The sequence below is a fragment of the Arenimonas malthae CC-JY-1 genome, from assembly GCF_000747075.1.
In the GTDB taxonomy this organism is placed as follows: Bacteria; Pseudomonadota; Gammaproteobacteria; order Xanthomonadales; family Xanthomonadaceae; genus Arenimonas; species Arenimonas malthae.
The window spans coordinates 1-10,920 of the sequence record NZ_AVCH01000014.1 but is presented as its reverse complement, the minus strand read 5'-3'; the positions used below and the strand labels follow the sequence as shown (position 1 = coordinate 10,920).

The following is a 10,920-nucleotide window of genomic DNA, read 5'->3' as shown; positions in this document are numbered from 1 at the left end:
CCCCGCGCCGGCCGCGTCACCCGCGCCCGCCGCGGCGCCCGTGTCGGTGGACGCGGTGCTGGACCTGCTGCGCGAGGGCCGCGCCCAGGAAGCGCTGCCCAAGCTGCCCGCCGTCATCGGCCGCCTGCTGCCGCTGCTGCGCCTGCTGGGCCCGAACCAGCGCGCGCAGCTGATCCAGTTCCTGCAGAAATAGGGCTCAGGCCACCAGCGGCCGGGTGGCGCCGCTGACGCGGATCGAAGCGCCCGTCTCGGGGCCGATTTCCACGTGCAGGCGTGAAGGCAGGCCCATGTCCACGCCCTGCACGATCTCCACCGCGCCGCCATGCGGCCAGCCGAGGTCGCGCAGGTAGCCGCCCAGCGCCGCGGCCGCGGCGCCGGTGGCCGGGTCCTCGAACACGCCGCCCACCGCGAAGGCGTTGCGGGCGTGGAAGCGACGCGGCGTTTCCGCCACCACCAGGGCGATGGTCAGCAGCGCCGCGTCTTCCATCAGTTGCCGGCCGGCGTCGAGGTCGTAGGCCATGGCGGAGAGCTTCGCCGGGTCGCGCAGCGCCAGCAGCAGGTGGTCGGCGCCGGCGTGGATGCGCGCGGGCGGCAGGCGCGGGTCGAGGTCGTCCGGTACCAGCCCGAACAGTTCCAGCGCGCTGGCCAGCAGGCCCGGCGAGGCCGGTTCGCTGTGCGTGGGCGGCGACTGCAGGGCGGCGCGCAGCTGGTCGCCGTCGCGCCAGCCCTGCACGCTGATGCGGGCCTGGTTGAGCTGCAGCGGGAATACGCCGTCGCCCTTGGCCCGCGCCAGCGCCGCGCCCAGCGCGATGGTGGCGTGCCCGCAGAAGGGCACCTCGGCCAGCGGCGAGAAATAGCGCACGCGCCAGCCGTGCTCGCCGGGCGCCGCGAAAGCGGTTTCCGAATACCCCACCTCGGCGGCGATGCGCTGCATGGTGGCGGCGTCGGGCAGTTCCTCGGCGATGAGCACGCCGGCCGGGTTGCCGCCGACGTTGCCGTCGGAGAAGGCGGAGATGCGCTGGATCGTGGACACGGGGAGACCTTCAGGGGGAAAGGCGGCATTCTGCGGCCGCGCGCCGGTCGCCGCATCCCGCCGCGCTGCAACAGTGTGGACCACCCGGCTTGGGCCGGCGCACGCGGCTCGGTATGCTCGGGGTGACTTTCCGCACAGGCGAAACCATGTCCCGAACCAAGCTGTTGCTGCCAGCGCTGCTGCTGGCGCCCACCCTGGCCGCCGCCACGCCGGCCATGCCCACGCTGCTGGCGCCGCGCGAGCGGCCCGCGGTGGAGAACCGGATCCTGGAAGCGCGGCTGGAAACGCTGCTGCCCGCGCTGATGGCCGAAACCAACCTGGACATGTGGCTGGTGCTTTCGCGCGAGTACGCCGAGGACCCGGTGTATTTCACCCTGGTGCCGCAGCCCAGCTTCGCCGCGCGCCGCACCACGCTGCTGGTGTTCCACCGCAAGCCCGACGGCACGGTGGAACGACTGGCGGTGAACCGCTACCCGCTGGGCGCGCCATATTCCGCGGCCTGGGCCGGCGGCGACCTGGACGAGCAGTGGCAGGCGCTGGGCAAGCTCATCGCCGAACGCGACCCGAAGCGCATCGGCGTGAACGTCTCGCGCGACTGGGCCATCGCCGACGGCCTGAGCCAGGGACTGCGCGAACGCCTGCTGGCGGTGTTGCCCGAGGGGTACGCACAGCGCCTGGTGTCAGCCGAAGACCTGGTCGTGCGCTGGACCGAAACCCGCACCGCCGACGAACTGCCGCACCACGCCCAGGCCATGGCGGTGGCGCGCGCGGTGGTGGCCGAGGCCTTCTCCAACCAGGTGATCACCCCGGGCAAGACCACCACCGACGACGTGTCGTGGTACATCCGCAACCGCTTCGAGGCCCTGGGCCTGCCGGTGTGGTTCCACCCCGACGTGAACCGCCAGCGCGCCGGCGACGAATGCGGGCGCGACAGCACCTTCTGCGGCAGCGAGGGCCTGATCGAACGCGGCGACGTGCTGCACACCGACGTGGGCTTCTGCTACCTCAAGCTCTGCACCGACACCCAGGAAATGGGCTACGTGCTGCGCGAGGGCGAAACGCAGGTGCCGGCCTCGCTGCAGGCGGCGCTGGCCACCGGCAACCGCTGGCAGGACCTGCTCACCGGCCACTTCGTGGCGGGCCGCAGCGGCGACGCCATCCTGGCCGCCACCCGCGCCGCGGCCGATGCCGAGGGCATTCCCTCGAGCACCTACAGCCACCCGCTCGGATTCTTCGGCCACGCCGCCGGCCCCACCATCGGCATGTGGGACGACCAGGACGGCGGCACGCCCGGCGGCGAGTGGCCGCTGCACCCGCGCACCGCCTACGCCATCGAAGGCAACGTGCGCGCGCCGGTGGACGGCTGGGGCGACACCTGGGTGCAGGTGAAGCTGGAGCAGGGCGGCTATTTCGACGGCGAAACGCTCCGCTACCCGGCGGGCCGCCAGACCCAATGGCACGTGGTCCGATGAGGGCGGCGTTCGCGGCGTGGCTGCTGCCGGCGCTGCTTTCACTGGCGGCATGCGCTTCGATCGAGCGCCACCAGCTCGGCCGGGCCGCGGAGGCGACCGCTTCGCCTGAATTGCGCAAGGTCGCGTCGGCGTCGGAGCTCGATGCGCTCTTGGCCAGTGCCCAGCGGCTTTCCGCGCTGGAGGAGGCGCAGGCGCATCGCCGCAATTGCCGGCGCCCTCGCTCGGAGCGCGTTGACTGGTATCGCTGCCCCGGCGACCCGCGCGAGGACGAGTCGGTAGAACTCGAGTCCATCGAGGTCACCGGTTCGCGACTCGACCCCCGCGACCTGATCACCAACAACCAGGAAGCCGGCGTCGACGAGGGCGATTTCGTCAAGAAGTCGGGCGATTTCCTGCTGGTGCTCAGGGGCGGGACGCTGCATGTCGTGCGTATCGCGCGGCAGGGTGCGGCCGTGCTCGAACTCGCCAGCAGCCTTCGCCTGGCCGACGACGGGGACGACGAAATCTGGTTCGACGAGATCCTGACCTTCGGGTCGCGGGTGCTGCTGCTGGGCTTCAATTACGGCGAGGTCCAGCCGGTGGCCGAGCTGCAGCTGTTCACGCTGGGCGCCGATGGCAGCCTTGCGCGGGACGGGCGCTTCTGGCTTCGGTCCCGGGACTACTTCGATGGCGACAACTACGGGGCGCGCCTGCAGGGGGACAACCTGCTGGTCACCCTGCAACTGCCGCTGGAGCTCTCGGAGCGGATGGTCTGGCCCGAGTGGTCGCGGCGTGACGTGCCCTCGCCGTCATGGACGCCGTTGCTCGAGGCCGAAGACCTTTACTACCCGACGATGCCGGGCAATCGCCCGGCGCTGCACGTCGTCATGCAGTGCCCGCTGCGCGGACTGGACGCCGACCGGCTTGACTGCCGGAGCACCGGTTTCGTGGCGACGGGCGATTCGGAAATCTACGCCACGCCCCGGCATGCCTACCTCGCCATCGGCGGCCTTGCCCAGGCGGCCTACGAGGATGCCGTGATGCACCCTGCGGAGACGCCGGTCCCCGTCGAGGCCTGGCCCCTGGTGCGCAGCGTCATCCTGAGGGTCCCGTTCGAAGCGGGGCCCCCCGCGGTGGCCAGCGTGCACGGCGAGGTCGACCGCGCCTTCCAGTTCCGGGAGGATCCGGACGGCACGCTGTGGGTCCTGCCCCGGGCAGGCCGGCATGACGACGAAAAAGGGGCGGAGCGGTACGTACTGTTCCGGCTCCGGCCCGGCGACTTCTCGGGGTTCGCGGGCGAACCGCCGCCGCCGGTCTCGGTGGTCGAAGTGCCGGGCTTCGCCCCGGCGATCCGGTTCGACGCCGACGCCGTGTGGTTCGGCGAGCCCGCCTGGTGGGGCGGGGACGAGACCAGCTCGGCGCGGGCCTGGGTCCTCGGCCTGCGCGATGGCGTGTTCCATGCCATGGTCCTGGGGCACTCGGTGGAAGTCCTGCAGCCGGTCCAGGGCCGGATGCTGGCGATCGGGCAAGCCGGCGAAGGCGGCCTCGCCGCCAGCCTGCTGGTGGCCTCGCCGCAGCCCTCGCGCCTGGACGTGGTCCGCTGGCCCGGCCATGTCCCGTCGGAGGGCCGGAGCCACGCCGTCAACGTCGGCAGGCTTCCGGACGGCACGACCCTGCTGGGCGTGCCGGCGTGGCCGGCGGCGGCGCTTGGCCACGACGTGTGGCCCGAAGAGCTGGCTTCCGACCTGGTCTATGCGCGGATCGGGGCGGCCCGCCTGGACAAGGCGGGCGAGCTGTCCATGCAGGAGCCCGGTGGCCGGGCCTGCGAGGATTGCTGGGACTGGTACGGCAATTCGCGAACGTTCTTCATCGGTGCCCGCGTGTTCGCGCTCAGCGGCAGCCTGCTCACGGAGGCGGCCTGGCGCGACGGTCGCGTGGCGCCGGTGAAGAGCCTGGCCTTGCCCTGAAAAACGTTCAGTGCGCGGCGGCGCTTTTGCCGCGCAGCTTGCCCCAGGCGGTGACCAGGGCCACCACCACGATGCCCAGCGCGATGCCGACCACCGCGTCGGCCAGCATGGACACCAGCATGCCCAGGCCGCCCGCGGGCGTGATGGCCGCCACCAGGTGGTGCAGGGCGGGGATGTTGTGGGTGAGGATGCCGCCGCCGACCAGGAACATGGCGGCGGTGCCGGCCACCGACAGGAACTTCATCAGCCAGGGCGCGCTCACCAGGATGCCGCGTCCCAGCGCGCCCACGGCGCCGGGGCGGCGGCTGAGGCTCAGGCCGGCGTCGTCGAGCTTCACGATGCCGGCGACCAGCCCGTAGACGCCCACCGTCATCACCAGCGCGATCGCCACCAGCACGCCCACCTGGCGGCTGAAGTCCTGCGCGGCCACCGTGCCCAGCGTGATCACGATGATCTCGGCCGAGAGGATGAAGTCGGTGCGCACCGCGCCCTTGATCTTGTCCTTCTCGTGCTGCACCAGGTCGACGCGTTCGTCGGCCACGGCGCGCACCAGTTCGGCGTGCTCGGCTTCGGCCTCGGCCTTTCCGTGCAGGAACTTGTGCGCCAGCTTCTCCACGCCTTCGAAGCACAGGAAGGCGCCGCCGAGGATCATCAGCGGCGTGATCAGCGGCACGCCCCAGCCGCGCGAGTGCAGCCAAAGTTCCAGCGCGCTGATGCCCAGCGCCGCCGGCACCAGGATGGCCTTGTTCACCAGCGAACCCTTGGCCACCGCCCAGACCACCGGCAGCTCGCGGTCGGGGTTCACGCCGGTCACCTGCTGGGCGTTGAGCGCGAGGTCGTCGCCCAGCACGCCGGCGGTTTTCTTGGTGGCGACCTTGGTCATCACCGACACGTCGTCGAGCAGGGTGGCGATGTCGTCGATGAGGGCGAGCAGGCTGGAGGCCATGGGGGATCCTGGTGCGGTGTGGCCGAGGATTCTGGCATCCACGGGCCGCCGAAGGGGAGGGGATGGCCGCCGGGCGGCGCGTGGCGGGTCGCCGCGTGCCCTTAGACTCGCGGCAACACCCCCGGGAGTGCCGCCGATGCGCCGACTGTTGCCGACCTTGCTGGTGCTGTCCGTCCTGGGCCTGGGCGGCTGCGGGCGGGGCGAGGGCCCCGCCACGGAGGCGGAGGCCGCCGCGGCGAAGGCGCAGGCCGACGAGCGCGCGGCCCTGGAGGCGATCGAACGGCAGGTGGCCGCCGACCGCGAGGCCGTGCGCGGCTTCGACATCACCCGCGCCACCTATGCCTGGGCGCCCGACCCGCGCACCGGCCAGCCGGCGCCTTCGGTGGAGCTCGCCCTGGCCAACGGCACGAAGCTGACGGTGGCGCGGCTGTCGGTGCGCGCCGAATTCACCCGCGAGGGCGATGCGGCGCCGTGGTGGGCCCAGGAATTCCACTTCCCGGTGAGCGGCGTGATGGCGCCGGGCGACGACGCCACCGCGCGCCTGTCGCCCGAGCCCGACACCGACTGGGCGCTGCGCGCGCCGGCGGCCGAGGTGCCGGTGCAGGCGACGGTGCTGCCGGTGGCGCTGGAAACGCCGGACGGCAAGCGTTTCCTCACCGAACACGCCTTCGGCCCCGCGCAGCAGGCGCGGCTGGCGGAGCTGCGCGCCGCGCGCTGAAACGGGCCGCGCGCTTGCCAGCGCCGCGCGGCGCCGGCTTAATGGAGCCATCCCGCACGGAGACGGCGACCATGCGCCTTGTTGCAACCGCCCTGCTCGCGTTCGCGCTGGCCACGCCCGCGTCCGCCCTGGTGAAGGACAGCAGCCCCTCGGGCTTCACGCTCGAGAACACCGAGGACGTGCCCACCGCGCCGGCCGAAACCTGGAAGGCGCTGGTGGAGGACGTGGGCCTGTGGTGGCCCGCCGACCACACCTGGTGGGGCGACGCCGCCCGCCTGTCGATCGAGCCGCGCGCCGGCGGCTGCTTCTGCGAGATCCACGGCGAGCAGCAGGCCCGGCACATGGTGGTCACCTTCGTCGACCCGGGCCGCACGCTGCGGATGACCGGCGGCCTCGGCCCGCTGCAGGGCATGGGCCTGCACGGCGCGCTCGAGTTCCGCCTGGCACCGCTGGAATCCGGCGGCACCCGCATCACGCTCTGGTACCGCGTCGGCGGCTATACGCCCGACGACCTGTCGAAGTTCGCGCCCGTGGTGGACGGCGTGCAGGCCCTGCAGCTTGGCGGCCTGGCCAGGCACCTGCGCGACGCCCGCGCGCCGGCCACGGCGGAGTAGGCCAGCATGCCCGTGTTGCTGCTCAACCTGCGCGACGTGCCCGAGGACGAGGCCGACGACGTGCGCGCCCTGCTCGGGGAACGCCGCATCGAGTTCTACGAGACGCGCCCCAGCCTGTGGGGCGTGTCGGCCGGCGGCATCTGGCTGGTGCAGGACGAAGACGCCGGCATCGCCCGCCGGCACCTGGCCGACTACCAGCTCGCGCGCGCCGAACGCTTCCGCGCCGAACGCGCGCTGGCGGAAGCCGAAGGCCGCGCGCCGGGCGCCTGGGCGGCCTTCCGCGAGCACCCGGTGCGCGCGCTGGCCACGGTGCTGGGCATCGTGCTGATGCTGGCGGTGGCCACGCTGCCCTTCCTGCTGTTCGGGCGCTGAGCATGCGGGGAGCGGGCTGGTTCGCCACCGTGCTGCTCACCCTCGCCGGCGCCGCCGCACCGCCTCCCGCGGACGACCCGGGGTTCGTCTACACCGAACGCCGCGAGTACTACCGCGTGGATGGGCGCCGGGTGGACACGCTCAAGCGCCAGCTCGACGCCGCGCTCTCGCGCAAGGGCCTGGAAGGCGAGGGCGTGGGCCGCACGGTGCAGCACCTGTCCTCGCGCTACGAATTCGAGCCCACGCCGGCGGGCTGCCGCTTCAAGGACCTGGCGGTCAGCCTGGACGTCACCATCCACCTGCCGCGCTGGGAGCCCAAGGGCGGCAAGCCCAAGGGCCTGGCCGGGCGCTGGGAGCGCATGCTGGACGCGCTCACCCGGCACGAGGAAGGCCACCGCGACATCGCCGTGGACACCGCCCGCCGCCTGCTGGCCGACCTGCGGGCGCTGCCCGAAACCCTGGACTGCCAGGGCCTGGCGCGCGAGGCACAGAAGGCCTTCTTCCAGGCGCGGCTGCGCCATTCGATCCGCGACGGGGCCTACGAAAGACGCACCAACCACGGCATCGCCCAGGGCGCGCGGCTGTAGGCGCGGGCTTGGGCGGGGCGGCCGGCCCGTGCAGAATGGCAGGCCACGCCTTGCAAGGAAGCCCCGGATGACGACTGCCAGCCCCGCCGCGCCGAACGCCGGCCGCGATGCGCCCATGCCGCCGCAGGTGCCCTACATCATCGGCAACGAGGCCTGCGAGCGCTTCAGCTTCTACGGCATGCGCAACATCCTCACGCCGTTCCTGGTCACCAGCCTGCTGCTGTCCTACCCGCTGGCCGACCGCGCCGGCATCGCCAAGGACGTGTTCCACACCTTCGTCATCGGCGTCTATTTCTTCCCGCTGCTGGGCGGCTGGCTGTCGGACCGGTTCTTCGGCAAGTACCACACGGTGCTGTGGCTGTCGGTGGTGTACTGCATCGGCCACGCCTTCCTGGCCATCTTCGAGGACAACCGGCAGGGCTTCTACGCCGGCTTGTTCCTGATCGCACTCGGCTCAGGCGGCATCAAGCCATTGGTCTCGGCCTTCGTCGGCGACCAGTTCGACCAGAGCAACAAGCACAAGGCCAAGCTGGTCTACGACGCCTTCTACTGGACCATCAACTTCGGCTCCTTCTTCGCCTCGCTGCTGATGCCCCGCATCCTGGCGGCCTGGGGCCCGGCCTGGGCCTTCGGCATCCCGGGCATCCTGATGGGCATCGCCACGGTGATCTTCTGGATGGGCCGGAAGAAGTACGTGCACGTGCCGCCGTCGCCGCCCAACCCGCATTCCTTCCTCAACGTGGCGCGCACCGCGCTGATGGCGCCGGGTGCCGGCGCAGGCCGGCTGGTGGCCGGCATCGGCCTGCTGGCGGCGCTGGGCGCGCTGGCGCTCATCCCGCAGCTGGGCTTCGTCATCGCCGCCTGCCTGGCGCTGGGCCTGTTCCTGCTCTTCGGCGGCATCGGCACCGGCATGCAGCTCGAGCGCGCCCGCGGCGCCCACCCCGACGAAGCGGTGGAAGGCGTGCGCGCGGTGCTGCGCATCCTGGTGGTGTTCGCCTTGGTGACGCCGTTCTGGTCGCTGTTCGACCAGAAGGCCTCGACCTGGATCCTGCAGGGCAACGTGATGGCCATGCCGCACGACCAGTGGTGGTGGCCGAGCTGGCTGGTGCAGCAGCCGGCGCAGATGCAGGCGCTGAACCCGCTGCTGGTGATGCTGCTGATCCCGTTCAACAACCTGGTCCTGTACCCCGCGCTGCGGCGGATGGGCTTCGAACCCACCGCGCTGCGGCGCATGGGCTTCGGCATCGCCTTTTCCGGCCTGGCCTGGGTGGCGGCGGGCGCGATCCAGATCTACCTCGATGGCGGCCACCCGGCGTCGATCGCCTGGCAGATCCTGCCGTACGCGCTGCTGACCTTCGGCGAGGTGCTGGTGTCGGCGACGGGCCTGGAGTTCGCCTACAGCCAGTCGCCGCCGTCCATGAAGGGCACCATCATGAGTTTCTGGCTGCTGTCGGTGACCTTCGGCAACCTGTGGGTGCTGATGACCAACGCGGCGCTGCGCAACGCGCTGGTCGGCAGTTGGATCGCCGGCAGCGGCCTGAGCGAGACCGCCTTCCTGATGTTCTTCTTCGCCGGCTTCGCGCTGGTGGCGGCGGCGGTGTTCGGCCTCTACGCCACGCGCTACAAGCTGGTGGACCACTACCGGGCCGCCTGACCGTGCGCGCTTTCGTCGCCGCCGTCCTGGTCATGCTCAACACCGGCCTGCAGGGCTCGGCGCTGCTGCTGGCCGCGCTGGTGAAGGTGCTGCTGCCGGTGCCGGCGGTGCGGCGCGCGCTCGACCGGCTGCTGCCGGCGATCGCCGAAAGCTGGATCGCGGTCAACAGCACGCTCATCGACCGTTTCACCCGCACCCGTTTCGTGCTCGAGGGGCTGGAGTCGCTGCGCCCGGACGGACGCTACCTGGTGCTGGCTAACCACCGCAGCTGGGTGGACATCCCGGTGCTGCAGAAGGTGTTCAACCGGCGCATCCCGCTGCTGCGCTTCTTCCTCAAGCACACGCTGATCTGGGTGCCGGTGCTGGGGCTGTGCTGGTGGGCGCTGGACTTCCCCTTCATGCGCCGGCACACCAAGAGCCAGCTGGCGAAGCGGCCCGAGCTGGCGGGCAAGGACCTGGCGGCCACGCGCAAGGCCTGCGAGAAGTTCCGGCACATCCCGGTGTCGGTGATGAACTTCGTCGAGGGCACGCGCTTCACGCCGGCCAAGCATGCGGGGCAGGGCGGCGCCTACCGCCACCTGCTGCGGCCCAAGGCCGGCGGCGCCGCCTTCGTGCTGGGCGCCATGGGTGAATCGCTGGACGCGGTGCTCGACGTCACGCTGCACTACGAGCCGGCCTCGCCCACGCTGGCCGACCTGTTCGCCGACCGCGTGCGCACCGTGCGCGTGCACGTGCAGCGGCGGCCCATCCCGGAAGGTTTTTCGGGCGCCGACTACGAAGGCGACCGCGAGTTCCGCAAGCAGTTCCAGGCCTGGATGAACACGCTCTGGAACGAGAAGGACGCGCGCCTGGCCGGCTGGAACGACGCCGCCGGCTGAGCCCTCAGCGCAGGCGCACCGCGCGGCCGTCGCCCAGCGCGCGGTCGGGGTGCACGACCACGCGTTCGCCGGCGTCCAGGCCCGAGGTGATCTCGGCCCAGGCGCCGCCGCGCAGGCCCAGCGCCACCGGCGTCAGCACGGCTTCGTCGTCCACCACGCGGAACACGGCCCAGTTCCCGCCATTGCGGAACAGGGCGCTGGTGGGCACGCGCACCACGCCCTCGCGCCGCGCCAGTTCGAAGCGGGCATTGACGCGGTAGGCGTCGCCGAGGCGCAGCCAGCGTTCGCGGTCGCTGGTGATCTCGACGATCACCCAGACCCGCTGCTCCTCCACGCCCAGCGCCGACACCTTCGTGAAACCCGCCGGCTCCACGCGGCGCACGCGGCCGTCGAGCGGCGCGTCCTCGCCCCAGCGGAACAGCTGCACCGGCATGCCGTCGCGCAGGCGCACGGCGTCGGCCGAGAGCACGTCCACCTCGATTTCCATCGCCGCCGGGTCGCCGATTTCCAGCAGCGGTTCGCCGGCCTGCACCGGGCGGCTGCTCTCGTGGTAGCGCCGCAGCACCACGCCGGCCACCGGCGCGGTGAGTTCCAGCGCGGGCTCGTCGCTGCGGGCGCGGCTGCCCAGCGCCAGCGCGGCGCGCGCGGCTTCAAGCTGGTGGCGGGCGGTGGCCTCGCGGAAGCGGGCGCTGGCGGCTTC

Annotated in this window: 12 protein-coding genes; 9 read left to right on the top strand and 3 right to left on the bottom strand. The window is 72.1% G+C overall.

Annotated elements, in window-relative coordinates:
• Positions 1 to 193, top strand: a 193-nt coding sequence (locus N790_RS16245; protein WP_211251933.1) for a hypothetical protein, incomplete at its 5' end; no start/stop codon positions are given.
• Positions 194 to 196: 3 nt separating this feature from the next.
• Here the strand turns inward: N790_RS16245 and N790_RS01880 are convergent.
• Complete coding sequence (locus tag N790_RS01880; protein ID WP_084062492.1) at positions 197 to 1,033, bottom strand: PhzF family phenazine biosynthesis protein; 837 nt, start codon at positions 1,031 to 1,033, stop codon at positions 197 to 199.
• Between the two features lie 146 nt (positions 1,034 to 1,179).
• Here N790_RS01880 and N790_RS01875 point away from each other — a divergent pair, with 146 nt between their 5' ends.
• Both N790_RS01875 and N790_RS01870 read left to right on the top strand, forming a co-directional pair.
• A complete protein-coding gene (locus N790_RS01875) occupies positions 1,180 to 2,505 on the top strand; it encodes a M24 family metallopeptidase (RefSeq protein WP_211251932.1) in 1,326 nt (441 codons plus the stop codon).
• Entirely contained in the window at positions 2,502 to 4,451 is a 1,950-nt protein-coding gene (locus N790_RS01870; RefSeq protein ID WP_043800066.1) for a beta-propeller domain-containing protein, read from the top strand. The genes N790_RS01875 and N790_RS01870 overlap by 4 nt, the downstream gene beginning before the upstream one ends.
• 7 nt (positions 4,452 to 4,458) lie before the next feature.
• On the opposite strand, the gene N790_RS01865 is transcribed toward N790_RS01870, so the two are convergent.
• Positions 4,459 to 5,397: a DUF808 domain-containing protein gene (locus N790_RS01865; RefSeq protein WP_043800063.1), complete on the bottom strand. Its 939-nt coding sequence runs from the start codon at positions 5,395 to 5,397 to the stop codon at positions 4,459 to 4,461.
• A 136-nt stretch (positions 5,398 to 5,533) separates the two neighbouring features.
• Between N790_RS01865 and N790_RS01860 the strand changes: the two genes are divergently transcribed.
• The 6 genes from N790_RS01860 (at position 5,534) to N790_RS01835 (ending at position 10,220) form a co-directional block, all read left to right on the top strand.
• A complete protein-coding gene (locus N790_RS01860) occupies positions 5,534 to 6,115 on the top strand; it encodes a hypothetical protein (protein WP_043800062.1) in 582 nt (193 codons plus the stop codon).
• A 71-nt stretch (positions 6,116 to 6,186) separates the two neighbouring features.
• Positions 6,187 to 6,729: an SRPBCC family protein gene (locus N790_RS01855; protein WP_043800060.1), complete on the top strand. Its 543-nt coding sequence runs from the start codon at positions 6,187 to 6,189 to the stop codon at positions 6,727 to 6,729.
• A gap of 6 nt (positions 6,730 to 6,735) precedes the next feature.
• Positions 6,736 to 7,101: a DUF6164 family protein gene (locus N790_RS01850; RefSeq protein WP_043800058.1), complete on the top strand. Its 366-nt coding sequence runs from the start codon at positions 6,736 to 6,738 to the stop codon at positions 7,099 to 7,101.
• Positions 7,102 to 7,103: 2 nt separating this feature from the next.
• The gene (locus N790_RS01845; protein WP_043800056.1) at positions 7,104 to 7,688 is read left to right on the top strand and encodes a DUF922 domain-containing protein; all 585 of its coding nucleotides are present in this window, start codon (positions 7,104 to 7,106) and stop codon (positions 7,686 to 7,688) included.
• A 67-nt stretch (positions 7,689 to 7,755) separates the two neighbouring features.
• Positions 7,756 to 9,342, top strand: a complete 1,587-nt coding sequence (locus N790_RS01840; protein WP_043800055.1) for a POT family MFS transporter — start codon at positions 7,756 to 7,758, stop codon at positions 9,340 to 9,342.
• 2 nt (positions 9,343 to 9,344) lie between these two features.
• Entirely contained in the window at positions 9,345 to 10,220 is an 876-nt protein-coding gene (locus N790_RS01835) for an acyltransferase (RefSeq protein WP_281174820.1), read from the top strand.
• Positions 10,221 to 10,224: 4 nt separating this feature from the next.
• Here the strand turns inward: N790_RS01835 and N790_RS01830 are convergent.
• Positions 10,225 to 10,920, bottom strand: a 696-nt coding sequence (locus N790_RS01830) for an efflux RND transporter periplasmic adaptor subunit (RefSeq protein ID WP_043800053.1), incomplete at its 5' end; no start/stop codon positions are given.